This is a genomic window from Lapillicoccus jejuensis (assembly GCF_006715055.1).
In the GTDB taxonomy this organism is placed as follows: Bacteria; Actinomycetota; Actinomycetes; order Actinomycetales; family Dermatophilaceae; genus Lapillicoccus; species Lapillicoccus jejuensis.
In genome coordinates, this window is record NZ_VFMN01000001.1 from 4,279,712 (window position 1) to 4,295,881 (window position 16,170).

The 16,170-nt window shown below is 74.9% G+C and carries 12 protein-coding genes and 1 pseudogene; 4 read left to right on the forward strand and 9 right to left on the reverse strand.

Annotated elements, in window-relative coordinates; genetic code table 11:
* Window positions 1–23 precede the first annotated feature (23 nt).
* Window positions 24–2,198 (reverse strand): HNH endonuclease, encoded by a 2,175-nt coding sequence (locus FB458_RS19880; protein WP_141850021.1) that lies wholly within the window; start codon window positions 2,196–2,198, stop codon window positions 24–26.
* Between the two features lie 63 nt (window positions 2,199–2,261).
* Window positions 2,262–3,140, reverse strand: coding sequence for an NAD(P)H-binding protein (locus tag FB458_RS19885; RefSeq protein ID WP_170185766.1), 879 nt, complete (start codon window positions 3,138–3,140; stop codon window positions 2,262–2,264).
* Between the two features lie 54 nt (window positions 3,141–3,194).
* Between FB458_RS19885 and FB458_RS19890 the strand changes: the two genes are divergently transcribed.
* Window positions 3,195–3,674 (forward strand): MarR family winged helix-turn-helix transcriptional regulator, encoded by a 480-nt coding sequence (locus tag FB458_RS19890; RefSeq protein WP_170185767.1) that lies wholly within the window; start codon window positions 3,195–3,197, stop codon window positions 3,672–3,674.
* A 43-nt stretch (window positions 3,675–3,717) separates the two neighbouring features.
* Here the strand turns inward: FB458_RS19890 and lepA are convergent, their stop codons facing one another.
* Both lepA and FB458_RS19900 read right to left on the reverse strand, forming a co-directional pair.
* The gene (gene lepA, locus FB458_RS19895; RefSeq protein WP_141850023.1) at window positions 3,718–5,568 is read right to left on the reverse strand and encodes a translation elongation factor 4; all 1,851 of its coding nucleotides are present in this window, start codon (window positions 5,566–5,568) and stop codon (window positions 3,718–3,720) included.
* A gap of 61 nt (window positions 5,569–5,629) precedes the next feature.
* A complete protein-coding gene (locus FB458_RS19900; protein ID WP_211356106.1) occupies window positions 5,630–6,952 on the reverse strand; it encodes a cytochrome P450 in 1,323 nt (440 codons plus the stop codon).
* Between the two features lie 52 nt (window positions 6,953–7,004).
* Here FB458_RS19900 and FB458_RS19905 point away from each other — a divergent pair.
* A pseudogene (locus tag FB458_RS19905) lies at window positions 7,005–8,173 on the forward strand (AAA family ATPase).
* Between the two features lie 16 nt (window positions 8,174–8,189).
* Here FB458_RS19905 and FB458_RS19910 read toward each other — a convergent pair.
* Entirely contained in the window at window positions 8,190–9,416 is a 1,227-nt protein-coding gene (locus tag FB458_RS19910) for an MFS transporter (RefSeq protein WP_141850024.1), read from the reverse strand.
* 126 nt (window positions 9,417–9,542) lie between these two features.
* On the opposite strand from FB458_RS19910, the gene FB458_RS19915 reads away from it, so the two are divergent.
* A complete protein-coding gene (locus FB458_RS19915; RefSeq protein WP_246061410.1) occupies window positions 9,543–10,127 on the forward strand; it encodes a type II toxin-antitoxin system PemK/MazF family toxin in 585 nt (194 codons plus the stop codon).
* Window positions 10,128–10,290: 163 nt separating this feature from the next.
* On the forward strand, window positions 10,291–11,181 hold the full coding sequence (locus FB458_RS19925) for a GH25 family lysozyme (RefSeq protein WP_211356107.1): 891 nt from the start codon (window positions 10,291–10,293) through the stop codon (window positions 11,179–11,181).
* A gap of 93 nt (window positions 11,182–11,274) precedes the next feature.
* Here the strand turns inward: FB458_RS19925 and rpsT are convergent, their stop codons facing one another.
* The 4 genes from rpsT to FB458_RS19945 form a co-directional block, all read right to left on the reverse strand.
* Window positions 11,275–11,535, reverse strand: a complete 261-nt coding sequence (rpsT, locus tag FB458_RS19930; RefSeq protein WP_141850025.1) for a 30S ribosomal protein S20 — start codon at window positions 11,533–11,535, stop codon at window positions 11,275–11,277.
* Between the two features lie 208 nt (window positions 11,536–11,743).
* Window positions 11,744–12,697 carry a DNA polymerase III subunit delta gene (gene holA, locus FB458_RS19935; protein ID WP_141850026.1) on the reverse strand — a complete coding sequence of 318 codons (954 nt, stop codon included), beginning with the start codon at window positions 12,695–12,697 and terminating at the stop codon, window positions 11,744–11,746.
* Window positions 12,698–12,734: 37 nt separating this feature from the next.
* Window positions 12,735–15,005 carry an ATP-dependent DNA helicase gene (locus FB458_RS19940; RefSeq protein WP_246061640.1) on the reverse strand — a complete coding sequence of 757 codons (2,271 nt, stop codon included), beginning with the start codon at window positions 15,003–15,005 and terminating at the stop codon, window positions 12,735–12,737.
* 76 nt (window positions 15,006–15,081) lie between these two features.
* The gene (locus tag FB458_RS19945; RefSeq protein WP_211356108.1) at window positions 15,082–16,164 is read right to left on the reverse strand and encodes a GNAT family N-acetyltransferase; all 1,083 of its coding nucleotides are present in this window, start codon (window positions 16,162–16,164) and stop codon (window positions 15,082–15,084) included.
* Window positions 16,165–16,170: the final 6 nt, after the last annotated feature.

Genomic DNA, 16,170 nt, shown 5'->3' on the forward strand with positions numbered 1-16,170 from the left:
GGGTCTCACACCTATCATCACCGTCAGGCGGCCAGTGCGAGCAGCTCGACGAGGCGACGTTCGACGCGGCTCAGTCGGCGCACGGCTCGCCCCTCCGGCCGACCGGCGCGCAGGTCGTGGACGGCGTGGGCCAGCTGTCGTCGGGTCCGTGACCGCCCAGCCGCTCGGACGAGGTCGCGGCGGTTCGATCTTCTCGACGACCTGGACGTGGCACGTCTGCTCGACGGGCGAGACAGGACCGACGGCGCGGTCGAGCGATAGGTCAGAGCCGTCGGTGTCGTGATGAGCACCTCGTGCAGGGTCGGCGGCGCCAGGGATCCTCCCGCCACGAGGGCGCCCGCCGACGGGTCGCGACCACCCACTCGGCCGTGGTCGCCTCGCTGGCCGGGGTGGAGGGTCTGGGTGTGCCAGCCGGGGGCTTCCTTGGTCTGGTTGCAGCGGGCGCAGAGGCCTTGGCCGTTGGCGGCGGTGGTGGGGCCGCCGTCGGTGTGGGGGGTGACGTGGTCGCCGTGGCGGATGGGGGCGTCGCAGTACGGGGTGCGGCAGGTCTGGTCTCGGGCGATGAGGAAGCGGCGCAGGCCGCCGTCGAAGACGCGGCGTCGGGACTCGAGCGCGACGAGGGCGCCGGTGTCGGGGCACGCCCACAGCCGGCGCAGGAACGTCGCCGCCCGCACCCCGACCTCAGGGTGGGCGTCGGGGGCGCCGCGGACCAGGTGCCGGGCCAGCCACGCCGGGATCGGGCCGTACCCCGGCACGTGGGCCGGCTGGTCGTAGCCCGGGTCGTCGGGGTCGCCCCACAACGCCTCGGCCGAGACGACGAGCTGGACCTCGACCGGCACCGCCGGCGGACCGCCCTGACCTCGTGGCTCCTGCACCTCACCGGCCGTACTGGCCGTACTGGCCGTACTGGCCGTACTGGCCGTACTGGCCGTTGCGGCTGCGGGCTCTTCCGGAGGCGTGGCCTCTCCCGGAGCCGGGGGCTCTCCTGGGCTCGGGGGTTGGGCCGGACTCGGGGGTTGGGCCGGACTCGGGGGTTGAGCCGGGCTCGAAGCCCGGGCCGGGGCCGGGGTCGGGGTCGGGGTGGGGGTGTCGCTGTCCCACCGGGTCGGGTCGGTGACCCACCCGGGCAGGTCCGGCGTCCCGGCCGACTGCCCGGTCACGGCCTGCACCAGCAGGTCCGCCATCAGCTGCCCCGTCCCGCGCCCGTCGCCGGCCGTCTTCGCCGCGGACGCCGCCGCCGACAGCGACGCCTGGCAGGCGATGCCCTGCACCACCGGCAGCAACGCCGTCAGCCACAGCATCCCGTCGGCCGCGGGTCGCGTCGAGACCCGACGCTGCCCGACGGCCTTCTCGTGCCGCTTCACCGCGGCCTGCGGGTCCAACGCGTACCCGCGCGCGATCACCGCCGCCCGGACCTGCCGCTCGCTCCAGCACCGCAGACCTTCCCCGACCTGCTCGTCCACCCGCCGCCGCAGCGCCGGCGTCAACGTGCTGGTCTCCCGCGCCACGATCTCCGCGCCCCACTCCGAGACCTCCCCCGCGTCCAACGCCGCCAACGTCCGAGGCAGGTCCGACGTCCACGCCTTCGCCGCGGCCACGCACGCCGAGGCCCGCGCCGGCGAGATCCGCCGCGCCAACCCGACCTGCCCCACCACCGACGAACGCGCCAACCGCTCCGCCCGCACCCGACGACGCACCAACCCCCGATCACCCGGCTCGTCGCCGTGCCCGAGGGATGTGCCGTCCGCCGCGGCGGACCCGGCGCGCGCGTCGAGCACCGCGCGGGCCGCCGCCTCCTGCGAGACCGCGAACGCCGCCGTCACCCTCGCCTGCGCCCCCGCCGCCACCGACTTCACCGCCTCCAGCAGAGAGATCACCTCGACCCGGACCGCGTCCACCGGCGCCACCACGACCACCGGCGCGATCGAGGAGCCCCATGACGCAGCCGGCTCACCCGCGTCACCCGGTTGCTCGCCCGCAGGCCCCTGCGGCACCGTGAAGTCCCCCTCGGCGACGCGGCGTCCCACCCGACGCAGCTCCTGCGTCAACCACGTCAGGCGTGCGCGGGGCTCCAGCGGGATCGCCTCGAACGCGACGGCCGTGGGATCGAGGCGCAGGTCCTCGAGATCGACGAGGACCTCCCGAGCAGCCGGCACCGACCCGGCCGCCGGCCCTTCGTCACCCGTCGATTCGAACATGCGTCCACGGTAGAGGCCGCCACCGACACGCCCCGGCGACGTCCGCACCGGAGGCCGCCGACCTCACCCCTCGCCGAGCAGGACCGCCCGCCGCTCGCGCGCCCACGCCGAGAGCGGACGGGCGGGGACGCCGGTGATCCGCTCGACGTCGTCCGTGAGCACGTCCACCCCGTCCCGCCCGTGCCGAGCCACCCGTCCGAACTGCTGTCGCAGCCCCTCTGCCTGCCACGACGACATACCGGTCGCGCGCAGGACCCCGGAGAAGACCCGGCTCGGCAGGTGCACGTACCGCACCCGGCGCCCGAGCCCGGCGGACAGCTCGCGGGCGACCCCCCGACCGTCGAGCAGCGCGGGGCCGGTCAGCACGGGCTCCGCCCCGTGGTGCTCGCCACCGCGCAGCACCGTCGTCGCGACCCGTGCGATGTCGGACGTGTCGATCCACCCGATGACGCCGCGCCCCATGGTCTGCGGGAAGAGACCGCGGCGGATCGCCGGCGCGGACGGCTCGAGGTTCGTCATGAACCCCGACGCGTGCAGGATCGTCCACGCCAGCCCGCTCGAGCGCACCAGCGCGTCGATCCGCCAGATCGCTCTCGCCCACGGCAGCGGTGAGTGCTCCGCGGTGTCCCCGCCCGACAGGTGCACGAGCGCCTGGACGCCCGCATCCCGAGCCGCCTGCACCGCCGTCGTCCCGTGCACCTGCTGCTGCGGCGTGGCCGCCGTCACGAGGAACAGCCGGTCGACCCCCTCCAGCGCCGCGGTCGTCGCCGCGCGGTCGCCGAGGTCGGCGATCCGGGCCTCGATCCCGCGGGACTCGAGGTCCCGCGCCTGCTCCGGCCGCCGGACGATGCCCCGTACGGGGACCCCCGCCTCCCGCAGCATCCCGAGGGTCCTGCCCCCCACGTCCCCCGTCACGCCGGTGATGGCCACCGTCCCGTTCATGTCGCCTCCGAGTATCAGTTTTCTGATACTGAAGCCTACGCCTACGATCGTCCGGTGTCCCATCCGCTCCCCCCGACGTCGCAGGACGTCGACGCCATCGCGGCGTGGAGCGTCATCCGCGCCGCCCGGGCGCTGGCCCGACGGCTCGCGGACGAGCTGGCCCCGCACGGACTGACGCCCGTCGAGTTCGGAGTGCTCGTGCAGCTCGCCGCGTCCGGGGACCCGCAGGGGCGAGGCGGGCTCGCGCAGGCCGACCTGGCCCGGGCCGTCGGCGTGCGACCGCAGAGCATGACCGTGATGACCCGGACGCTGGCCGAGCGCGGCCTGGTCGACCTCGGCGAGCGACGAGGACGCGGGCGCCGATCGGCGGTCGTGCTGACCGACGACGGGCGTCGACTGCTCTCCCGCGCCTACCCGGTCGTCCTGGCGAGCAACGACTGGTTCGGGCCCGACCCGGCGACGGCGCCCGCGCTGGTCGTGACGCTACGACCCCTGCTCGGACCGGCCGAGCAGCCGGCGCCGCACGTCCCCTGACCCTCGTGAAGCCCCGGGCGACGACGAGGGCGCCGTACGGGCGCTACTTCTTGGACCCCGGCCCCGACTCGCTGGACAGCGCGGCGATGAACGCCTCCTGGGGGACCTCGACGCGGCCGACCATCTTCATCCGCTTCTTGCCCTCCTTCTGCTTCTCCAGCAGCTTGCGCTTGCGGGTGATGTCACCGCCGTAGCACTTGGCGAGGACGTCCTTGCGGATCGCGCGGATGTTCTCGCGGGCGATGATCCGCGACCCGATCGCGGCCTGGATCGGCACCTCGAACTGCTGGCGCGGGATGAGCTCGCGCAGCTTGCCGGCCATCGAGACGCCGTACGCGTAGGCCTTGTCCTTGTGCACGATGGAGGAGAACGCGTCGACCTGCTCCCCCTGGAGCAGGATGTCGACGCGCACGAGGTCGGAGACCTGGTCGCCGTCGGGCTCGTAGTCGAACGAGGCGTAGCCGCGGGTGCGCGACTTCAGCTGGTCGAAGAAGTCGAAGACGATCTCGGCGAGCGGCAGCGTGTAGCGCATCTCGACGCGCTCCTCGGAGATGTAGTCCATCCCCCGCAGGTTGCCGCGCCGCTGCTGGCACAGCTCCATGATCGCTCCGATGAACTCCGACGGAGCGAGGATGGTCCCGCGCACGACGGGCTCGCGGACCTCGGTGATCTTCCCGTCGGGGTACTCGCTCGGGTTGGTCACCTCGACGTGCTTGTTGCCCTCCATCGTCACGTCGTAGAAGACGCTGGGCAGGGTCGAGATGAGGTCGAGGTCGAACTCGCGCTCGAGCCGCTCGCGAACGATCTCGAGGTGGAGCATTCCCAGGAAGCCGACGCGGAAGCCGAAGCCGAGCGCCACCGAGGTCTCCGGCTCGTAGACCAGCGCGGCGTCGTTGAGCTTGAGCTTGTCGAGGGCCTCGCGCAGCGCCGGGTAGTCGGAGCCGTCGATGGGATAGAGACCGGAGAAGACCATCGGCTTGGGGTCGCGGTAGCCCCCCAGCGCCGCGGCCGCGGGCTTGGCGGCGTTGGTGACGGTGTCGCCGACGCGCGACTGGCGCACGTCCTTCACCCCGGTGATGAGGTAGCCGACCTCGCCGACCCCGAGTCCCTTCCCAGGAACCGGCTCGGGCGAGATGACGCCGATCTCCAGCAGCTCGTGGGTCGCCCGCGTCGACATCATCGCGATCTTCTCGCGCGGGTTGAGGTCGCCGTCGATGACGCGGACGTAGGTGACGACGCCGCGGTAGGTGTCGTAGACCGAGTCGAAGATCATCGCCCGCGCCGGGGCGGACGGGTCACCGACCGGCGCCGGCATCTGCTCGACGATCCGGTCGAGGAGGGCCTCCACCCCGACCCCGGTCTTGCCCGAGACCTGGAGGCAGTCCTCCGGCTCGCAGCCGACCAGCTTGGCCAGCTCCTCGGCGAACTTCTCGGGCTGGGCGGCCGGCAGGTCGATCTTGTTGAGGACCGGGATGATCGCGAGGTCGTTCTCCATCGCCAGGTAGAGGTTCGCGAGGGTCTGCGCCTCGATGCCCTGCGCCGCGTCCACGAGCAGGACCGCGCCCTCGCACGCGGCGAGCGACCGGCTCACCTCGTAGGTGAAGTCGACGTGCCCCGGGGTGTCGATCATGTTGAGGGCGTACGTCGTCCCCTCGGACTCCCACGGCATGCGCACGGCCTGCGACTTGATGGTGATGCCGCGCTCGCGCTCGATGTCCATCCGGTCGAGGTACTGCGCGCGCATGGCGCGGTCGTCGACGACCCCCGTCAGCTGCAGCATCCGGTCGGCCAGCGTCGACTTGCCGTGGTCGATGTGGGCGATGATGCAGAAGTTGCGGATGAGGTCGGGCGGCGTCGCGTGCGGGGTGAGCGCGGTACGGGCTCTGGGTGACACGAGCGGCTGGTCCTCGACTGTCTGGGGGAACGGGTGGGGTCCGGGCGGAATCCCCATCATTTCACGCCCGTACGACGCCCCCGTACGGCGCCGCGCCGCCGCCCACCGCCACGGGCACCCGCAGCGGACCGCGGATCGTCGTCGTGGGCCGGCGCACGACCCTCCCGTCGACCCGCAGGTCCGGCATCCGCACCGCGAGCTCGCGCAGTGCGACGGTCGCCTCGAGCCGGGCCAGCGACGCGCCGACGCAGTAGTGGATGCCGCTGGAGAAGGCCAGGTGCTGCGCGCCCGGGGTGCGGTGGAGGTCGAAGCGGGCCGGGTCGGCGTACACCCGGGGGTCGCGGCCGGTCGCCGCGAGCAGGGTGACGACCCACTGCCCGCGCCGCACCGTGGTGCCGGCGAGCTCGACGTCCTCGTGCGCCACCCGGGCGGTCTCGTGCACCGGCGGGTCCCAGCGCAGGGTCTCCTCGACCGCCGCCGACGCGAGCGACGGGTCCGCCACCAGGGCCCGCCACTGGTCGGGGTCGCGCTGCAGCGCGAGCACCGCCGACCCGATGAGGTTGACCGTCGTCTCGAACCCGGCCACGAGCAGCAGCGTGCACATCGGCAGGATCTCCCCGGCGCTCAGAGCGGCCCCCTCGCCCTCCCCCAGCTCGCAGACGAGCACGGAGACGAGGTCGTCCTGCGGGTCGGTCCGGCGCCGCTCGACGAGCCCGGCGAACTGCGCCTCGAGCGCCGTCGCCGCCCCCATCACCTCGCGCAGGTGGCGCAGCGACGCCACCCCGTCGAGGGCCGAGGCGAGCGCGGCGCCGTACCGCTGCAGGGCGGCCGCGTCGGCGTCGTCGACGCCCATCATCGTGCTGATCACCCCGACGGGCAGCGGCGCGGCGAGGTCGGCGACGAGGTCGAACCGTCCGCGCGCCGCGGCCGCGTCCAGCAGGGCACCGACCCGCGCCTGCACCATCGCCTCGTACGACGCCATCATCCGGGGGCTGAAGGCCGGCGCCGCGAGCCGGCGCAGCCGAGTGTGGTCCGGCGGGTCGAGCTGGAGGAAGGACAGGTCCGCCCCGGACGCGGCGGCCGGCGCGTCGACGGGATCGAGCGGCACGACCCCGAACCGGCGGCTGCGCAGCACCTCGCCCGTCACCGCGTGGCTCGTCGTGACGAGGTTGCCGAGGCGGGTCGGGACGAGGTCGCCGCGCGCCCGCAGCGCCTCGTAGACGGGGTACGGGTCGCGCCGCCCCTCGCGCAGGTGGGCCCGCGCCAGCAGGTCGCCGCGCACCCGGCCGGCCCACCACTGCGCGGCCTGCTCGTGCTGCAGCGACCAGGCGTAGCGACCGAGCTGGGCGGCCTGGTGCAGCGGCCGGGTCAGGGGACGGCTCACGCCCCGACCGTACGACGCCCCGGCGGCACCGTCACCCGGTTACCGTCACCCCGTGCTGACCACCGTCGCCGTGTCCGGCTACCGCTCGCTGCGCGACGTCGTCGTCGGGCTCGGACCGCTCACCGTCGTCACGGGGCCGAACGGCAGCGGCAAGTCGAGCCTGTACCGGGCGCTGCGGCTGCTCGCCGACTGCGGCGCCGGCCGGGTCGTGGGGTCGCTCGCGGCCGAGGGGGGTCTGCCGTCGGCGCTGTGGGCCGGGCCGGAGACGACCGGCGGGGCCCGGCGCGGGCACGGGACGCAGTCCACCGTGCGGAAGGGGCCGCGGGCCGTGCGGCTCGGCGTGGCCGACGACGACGGCTTCGGCTACCTCGTCGACCTCGGGCTCCCGCCGGCCGACGAGCGCTCCGCGTTCGACCTCGACCCGGAGGTCAAGCGGGAGGTCGTCTTCAGCGGGCCGGTGGCCCGCCCGGCGGCCGTGCTCGTCGACCGCGACGGCCCGCTGGTCCGCGCTCGTGGCGACGCCGGCTGGGCGCACCTCACCCAGCGCCTGGGCGCCACCGACAGCATGCTCACCGAGCTCGTCGACCCCGAGCGCGCACCCGAGCTGCTCGCCGTCCGCGGTCAGCTGCGCGGGTGGCGGCTGTACGACGGCTTCCGGGTCGACCGCGACTCCCCCGCCCGCCAGGCGCGGATCGGCACCCGGACGCCGGTCCTCGACCCGGACGGCGGGTCGCTGGCCGCCGCCTGCAGACCATCGCCGAGATCGGCGACGCCGCGGCGCTGGCCGGGACGGTGGCGGACGCCTTCGACGGCGCGCAGGTGAGCGTGGGCTCGGTGGGCGGTCGCTTCGACCTGGCGCTGCGCCAGCCGGGAATGCTGCGCCCGCTCGCCGCGGCGGAGCTGAGCGACGGGACGCTGCGCTACCTGCTGCTCGTCGCGGCCCTGCTCAGCCCGCGGCCGCCGCGCCTCATGGTGCTCAACGAGCCGGAGACGAGCCTGCACCCGGACCTGCTGCCCCCGCTGGGACGGCTCGTGCAGCGGGCCGCGCGGGAGACCCAGGTCGTCGTCGTCTCGCACGCGAGCACCCTGGTCGACGCGCTCGACGCCGGCCGGGGCGCCGTGACCCGGATCGCCCTGGCGAAGGACGCGGAGGGGCAGACCGTGGTCGAGGGCCAGGAGGGGCTCCTGGACCGCCCGGCCTGGCACTGGCCGTCGCGCTGAGCGACCCTCCCGGCGGTCAGACCCTCGCGGCCTGACGCCGCGCGACGAGCACCGACAGCCCGAGCACGCCGAGCCCGAGCACGGCGAGCACCGCACCGATCCGGCTCGGCCACTCGTAGCCGTAGCCGGCGGCGAGGACGAGGCTGCCGAGCCAGGCGCCGAGCGCGTTGGCGATGTTGAGGGTCGAGTGGTTGAGCGCGGCGGCGAGCGACTGCCCGTCGCGGGCGACGTCCATCAGCCGGGTCTGCAGCAGCGGCACGAGGATCGAGGGCAGGAAGCCGAGCAGCACCGAGAACACGACGGCCAGCGCCGGCACGTGCGCGGCCCACCCGAAGAGCGCGAGGGCCACCGCGATGGCGAGCGTCGAGACGGCCATCATCCGCAGGACGCCGTACCGGGCGACGCGACCGGCGACGACCATGCCGAGGACCTGCCCGACGCCGTACAGGCCGAGGACGACGGGCACGAAGCCCTCGGAGAACCCGGCGAGGTGGGTCATCGTCGGGGTGATGTAGGAGTACGTCGCGAACATCCCGCCGAAGCCGACGGTGCCGAACACGAGCGCGAACCAGACCTGCCCGCGGCGCAGCGCCGACAGCTCGGAGCCGACGGAGGCGCCGCTCGGGGCGGGCTGGCGCGGGATCCACAGCGCGATGGCGAGGACGGTCAGCGCGCCGATGATTCCGACGAGCCAGTAGGGCACCGCCCAGCCGACGTCCTGCCCGAGGCGGGTGGTCAGCGGCACGCCGACGACGTTGGCGACCCCGAGCCCGATGAGCATCGAGGCGACCGCGGCGGTGCGCTTCTCCTTCGGCACGAGGCTCGCCGCGACGACCGAGCCGATGCCGAAGTAGGCGCCGTGCGGCAGCCCGGCGAGGAACCGCAGGCCCATGAGGGCGCCGTACGACGTCGCGAACCCGGAGGCGACGTTGAAGACCGCGAACACGCCCATCAGCCCGAGCAGCACGCCCTTGCGGGGCCGCCGCGCGACGAGCACGGTGAGCAGCGGCGCCCCGACCACCACCCCGAGGGCGTACGCCGACACGTAGTGACCGGCCGTGGGGATGTCCACGCCGGTGCCGGCCGCGACCTGCGGCAGCAGGCCCATCGTGACGAACTCGGTGGTCCCGATCGCGAAACCGCCGGTCGCCAGGGCGGCGAGCGCCAGCGGGACGCGCGTGCGGTCCGCACGGGCGGGGGGAGAGGGCGGCGAGGTCGTGACGGGCGTCAGCGTGTCGGTCATGAGGAGTCTCTCGGGTCGGGTGCTGTCGGGGACGGTCCTCGCTGACCGGGGTCGAGCCTAGGGGGCCAACACCGCGGCGCGCGGCGCTGTTCCAGCCCGGGGGACCCACCGGGCTACGGTGGCCCGATGCCCTCCGGTCTCGTCCGCCGCCTGCGCCGCGCGCTGTCCGCGGTCGGCGTGCGCCCGCCGCGGCCGCGCGAGCAGCACGAAGCGCGCCCCCCGGCGCCCGCACCGACCGGTGCACGGAACGGCGCCCGGCCGACCACCGGGACGGGCGGTCCGCCGCCGGCCGGGATGCGGCCGTACCCCGGCGACTACCCCGGCGCCCCGCCGATGCACTGGGCCCCGCGCCCGGACGGCCGGCCGGACCCGGGTGAGGTCGTGTGGACCTGGGTGCCGTTCGAGGAGGACGCCTCGGTCGGCAAGGACCGGCCGGTGCTGCTCGTCGGCCACGACGGCGACTGGCTGCTCGGGGTGATGCTCACGAGCCGCGACCACGACGCCGAGCGCGGCGGCCGCGCGCGCGAGCACGCCGCCGGCCGGGAGTGGGTCGACGTCGGCGCCGGGCCGTGGGACCCGCGCGGCCGGCCGAGCGAGGTCCGCACCGACCGCGTGATCCGGGTCGACCCGGGGGCGGTCCGGCGCGAGGGCGCGGTGCTGCCGCGCGAGGTCTTCGACGTCGTCGCGGCGGCCGTCCGCCGGACCACGTGAGCCCTGCACCACTTCTGCGTAACTTTCTTCCGGCTGACGCCTTCATGACGGAACTCTTGCCATCTCCTGAGAGCCGCCTGGCCAACCGCCCGGCCACCGCGACCTAGCGTCGGCAGCGCGCCGGCGACCGCCGTCGCACCGACCGCTCAGGGGGTCCCCACCCGTGTCGCACCGCTCCGTCCTCGCCGCCGCCCTCGTCGCCGCCACGGCCCTGCTCGCCGCCCACCCGGCCGCCGCCGCACCCGACCCCGGCTGGGCCCCCACCGACGCCCCGGCCGCCACCTCCCCGACGGGCACGGCGTCCCCCACCGCCGCCGCTCGCGCGGCCGGGGTCACCTCCGCCGGCGGCGGCTTCATGGGCTGGTCCCAGAAGGCCGCCCGGCGCACCACCGGCTCCGCCGCCGCCACCTCCACCGCCGCTCCGGCGACGACGACGTCGACCACCCCCGGCATCGACGTCTCGGGCTACCAGGGCAGCTACGACTGGGCGTCGTCCTGGTCGGCGGGCAAGAAGTTCGCCTACGTCAAGGCGACCGAGGGCACGTCGTACACCAACCCCTCCTTCTCGCAGCAGTACTCGGGCTCCTACGACGTCGGCATGTTCCACGGCGCGTACCACTTCGCCCGGCCCGACGTCTCCAGCGGCGCCACCCAGGCCAGCTACTTCGTGGGCCACGGTGGTGGCTGGTCGGCCGACGGGCGCACCCTGCCCGGGGCGCTCGACATCGAGTACAACCCGTACGGCGCCACCTGCTACGGCCTGTCGCAGTCCTCGATGACGTCGTGGATCAACGCCTTCCGGACCCAGTACCACTCGTTGACCGGCGTCTACCCGGTCATCTACTCGACCTACGACTGGTGGAGCACCTGCACCGGCAACACCTCGAGCACGTCGAGCACGAGCCCGTTCTGGATCGCGCGCTACTCCTCGACGCCCGGCACGCTGCCCGCGGGCTACGGCTATTACACGTTCTGGCAGTACAGCGACTCCCCCGTCGACCAGGACTACTTCAACGGGACGACGACGCAGCTGCGGACGCTCTCGCTCGGCTGATCCGCCCGCCGGTACGACGCCGGCGCACAGCGCAGCGGCCCCGTCACCTCCAGGAGGTGACGGGGCCGCTGCGTCGTACGGCGGGGGGCCGACTCAGAGCGTGTTGGCCTTCTTCGCCATGGCCGACTTCTTGTTGGCGGCCTGGTTGGCGTGGATGACGCCCTTCGAGACGGCCTTGTCGAGCTTGGTCGACGCGGTCCTGAGCGCCTCGCGGGCGGCGTCGGCGTCGCCGGAGTCGGCGGCCTCACGGAACTTGCGCACCCAGGTGCGGAGCTCGCTCTTGACCGCCTTGTTGCGCTCGGTGCGCTTCTCGTTGGTCTTGATCCGCTTCAGCTGCGACTTGATGTTTGCCACGAAATGGGTTCCTTGGTCTGGTGCATGGCACCGAGCGGTGCCGGGTCGATGGTTGCCGTTAGAGGGCGGCAGACGCGGTCGGGACCGGGCGTGGGGACGACCCTGCGTGACCGCGCTGGGTGGTGCTGACGTGCGCGCACGACCGATGCGCGCGCGACACGCCAGGGTAGCAGCGGCGCGGACCCCTCCCCAAACCCGGCTGGAGGGCTCAGCGGCCCCGCCGGGCGGAGGTGATGGCGAGGACCGCGCGCTCGACCGCGTAGACCGGGTCGCGCCCCCCACCCTTGACCTCGAGGTCGGCGGCGGCCACGGCCTGGATGGCGCGGCCGAGACCGGTGCCGTCCCAGCCGGCGAGGGCGGTGCGCGCGCGCTTGACCTGCCAGTCGGCCATCCCGACCTCGCGGGCCACCTGGGCCGGGCTCCCCCGGCCGGCGGCGCCGACCTTGACCAGCTGGCGCAGCTGGAGCGCGAGGACGGCGACGATCGGGACCGGGTCGACCCCGGTGGAGATGGCGTGCCTCAGCAGCCGCAGCGCCTCGGCCGGGTCACCGGCGACGGCGGCCTCCGCCACCTTGAAGCCGGTCGTCTCGACCTTGCCGCCGTGGTAGCGCTCGACGACGGTCTCGTCGATCGTGCCCTCGGTGTCGGCGACGAGCTGCGCGCAGGCGGCGGCCAGCTCCCGCAGGTCCTTGCCGACCGCCTGGACGAGGGCCCCGACCGCCTCGGGCGTCGCGCGCCTCCCGAGTCGGCGGAACTCGTGCTGGGCGAAACCGGACTTCTCGTGGTCCTTGACCGCCGGGCACTCCAGCACGCGCGCGCCCTGCTTGCGCAGGGTGTCGAGCACCTTCTTGCCGCGCTGGCCGTTGCGGTGCCGGGCGAGCAGGGTGACGTCGTCGGCCGGGGCGGCGAGGTAGGCCAGCAGGTCGGTCTGCAGGTCGTCGCCGAGCTCCTCGAGCCCCTCGACGACGACCGCCTTGCTCCCCCCGAACAACGACGGGCTGGTCTGCAGCAGCAGCTCCCCGCCGGTGTACGTCGACGCCGACAGCCGCACGACCTCGAGGTCGGGCTGCGTCGACCGCAGCTCCTCCAGGGTCGAGGTCAGCGCCCGCTCGCCCAGCAGGTCCTCGGGACCGGTGACGAGGACGAGCGGCGGGACGGGCACGGCGCCAGCGTACGGCGCCCCACCGACGTGGGACCCCTCAGAACCCGAGGGTCGCCTCGCCGAGCCGCAGCCCCAGCTGCTCGAGCCGGGCCGCGACGACGTCGGGCTCGAGCTCGAGGTGCTCGGCCAGCTCGTCGAGGTCGACGCCGGAGTCGGCGGCCTCGCGCAGCTCCTCGTCGGCCTCGGCGGTCCAGGCGTGGCCGCCCGTGACCGCCGTCCGCGACGACGCCGCGACCGGCGGTGGGCCGGCCACCGGCTTCGGCGCCGCGGCCGCGACGACGGCGGCCGCCGCCTCCGCGCCGAGCGTCCCGGTCAGCCCGCGCAGGGCGGGCTCGGCGACGGGCAGGACCGGCGCCGCCGTCTCGTCGAGGCGGCGCAGCGCCGACAGGACGAGCTCGCGGTCGGTCGTCGGCCAGAACGGCGGCAGCGAGCGCTGGAGGAAGCCGGCGTACCGGGCCGTCATCATCCGCGAGTCGAGGAAGGCGACGACGCCGCGGTCGTCGCCGCGCCGGACCAGCCGGCCGGCGCCCTGCGCGAGCCGCAGCGCGGCGTGGGTGGCGCTGACGGCCATGAACCCGTTGCCGCCCATCCGGGCTACCGCCTCGGCCCGCGCCGAGGCGAGGGGGTCGTCGGGGCGCGGGAAGGGGATCCGGTCGATGACGACCAGCTGGCAGGAGGAGCCGGGCACGTCGACCCCCTGCCACAGCGACAGCGTCCCGAAGAGGCAGGTCGAGGCGGTGCGGGCGAAGTCGCGCACGAGGGTGGAGATCTGGTCCTCGCCCTGGCAGAGCACCTCGATGTCGGTCCCGTCGGCCTTGAGCCGGGCCCGCAGCTCCTCGGCGGCGTTCTGCGCGGCGCGCATCGACGAGAACAGGCCGAGGGTGCGCCCGCCGGCCGCGCGGACGAGGGCCTCGAGCTCGTCGAGCGCCTGGCCCGACGTGCCGTCGCGACCGGGCGGCGGGAGGTGCTTGGCGACGTAGGCGATCGCCTGCCGGGGGTAGTCGAAGGGGCTGCCGACGTCGAGCCCCTGCCACGACGGCGCCCCGTCCCCTCGCAGGCCGATGGTCCCGGCGACGGCGTCGAAGGTGCCGCCGAGCTCGAGGGTGGCCGAGGTGAGCACGACGGTGCGGTCCTCGAAGACCCGGTCGCGCACGAGCATGGCCACGCTCATCGGCGCGACCCGCAGCGTCGTCGTGCCGCGGCGCTGGTCGCGACCGACCCACACGACGTCGAGCTCGCGCTGCTCGAGGATGCGCGCGGCGTTCTCGTTGACCTCGTCGACCGCGGCGCGGGCGACCTGGCGGGCGCCGTCGGCCTCGGCGCCGGGCTGCGGCTTGAGGTCGCTCTGGACGCGGCGGGTCGTGTCGCGCACCCGTTCCAGCGCGAGGACCAGCGCGTCGGGCAGCCCGGTGAGCCGCCCCTCGTCGAGCCCGGCGACGACGTCCTCGAGGAGCACGGCCGCGTCCTCGACGTCGGAGGCGTGGTCGCTGAGCCGCCCGGCGCGGCGGCCGGCGGCGGTGACCATCCCCGAGCTCAGCTCGTCGGTGATCGTCGCGGTGACGCGGTCGACGAGCTCGTGGGCCTCGTCGACGACGAGGACGTCGTGCTCGGGCAGCATCTGACGACCCTCGAAGGCGTCGATGGCCATGAACGAGTGGTTGGTGACGATGACGTCGACGTCCTTGGCCGCCTCGCGGGAGCGCTCGACGAAGCACTCGGCGACGGCGGGGCACGTGCTGCCCAGGCACTCGTGCGCGCTGACCGAGACCTGCCGCCAGGCCCGCTCGCTCACGCCCGGCACGAGCTCGTCCCGGTCGCCGGACTGCGTGACGTCGGCCCACTCGCGCAGGCGGACGACCTCCTGCTCGAGGCGGGAGAGTCGCGCGTCGACCTGGCCCAGGCTCATCAGGGACTCGTCCTCGTCGGGGAAGCCGCCCTCGAGCTTGTGCGCGCACAGGTAGTTGCGCCGGCCCTTGACCAGCGCGTACGTCGGCCGCCGTCCCAGCACCGGGGCCAGCGCGTCGGCGATCCGCGGCAGGTCGCGGTCGACGATCTGGGACTGCAGCGCGAGCGTGGCCGTCGCGACGACGGCCGGCTGCCCCGCCTTGACCGCGTGCCGGACCGCGGGCACGAGGTAGGCGAGCGACTTGCCCGTGCCCGTGCCGGCCTGGACGAGCAGGTGCTCGCCGGTCTCGACGGCGCGGTCGACGGCCTGCGCCATCCGCGTCTGCCCGGGCCGGTCGGCGCCACCGATGCCGCCGACCGCCGCGTGCAGGAGGTCGTCGAGCGAGGCGGTCACGGCCGACAGCGTACGGCGCCCCGCCGACGTCGCCGTCCGGTCGTCCCCAGGCGCGCGACGCCGTACGGCGCCCCGGGTCGCCCCGTCAGGTCAGGCCGTCGCCGCCGAGCGGACCGCCGTCCGGGACCCGGGCCATGAGGACGTCGTCGCGGGTCTCGCCGTCCCGCAGCAGGATCCCGGCGGGGACGCGGCCGACCTCGACCCACCCCAGGCCGGCGTAGAACCCGCCCAGCCCGAGCCCGCTGCGGTAGTCGAGCAGCCACAGCCGCGAGCGGGGCGCCCAGCGGCGGGCCAGGCCGTGCAGGCCGCGGACCAGCTGCCGCCCGGTCCCCTGGCGGCGCCGGTCGGGGTCGGTCATGACCCGCCACAGCGTGAGGCGGTGGGTGTAGCCGCGGGTGGTCTCGCGGTGCCAGAACCCGAGACCGGCCAGGCGGCCGTCGCCCAGCCGGAGCAGACCGAGCACACCGTGACGGTCCGCGAGGACGGCGAGATGGGCGTCGAGGGCCGCCGCGACGGCGTCGCGCGGGGCGTCGGGCAGGGAGCCGACGGCGCCGCCCGCGCGGTTGACCCGCAGCCACAGGTCGAGGACCTCCTCGCGCGGGACCTGCTCGGGGTCGGTGACGGCCGCCAGCCGCGGTCCGGCCCACACGAGCGACGGGGGGTCGTCCGGGCGGTCCTGCGGGTGCGCCTGTTCCCCGACGAGGACCAGACCGGCGCGGCGGGCCGTCGCGACCGAGGCGGTGTTGTGCGGCGCCATCCGGGCGACCACGCGGTGCTCGGGCAGGTCCTCGACGGCGGCCTCGACCACGGCCCGTGCCAGCTCGCGCCCGAGTCCCTCGCCCAGCCGGTGGTGGGCGAGGCGGTAGTACAGGTTGAGCTCGTGCGGGTCGTCGCCGGGCCACGACCGCACCCCGCCCCAGCCGACGACCTGTCCCGAGGCCCGGTCCTCGACGGCGACGTACCCGTAGCCGTGCTCGGCCCAGTGCTCGAGGTCCGCCTCGAGGCGCTCCCGGCAGCGGGCCTCGTCGGGCATGGCGTGCGGGGCGTGGGCGTAGGTGCGCGGGTCGGTGTGCAGGGCGACGTACGCCGGCAGGTCGTCGGGACGCGGGCGGCGCAGCCGCAGCCGCGCCGTGTCCTGCTCGACGGCGGACCGGCGCTGGATCGTCACGGCGAC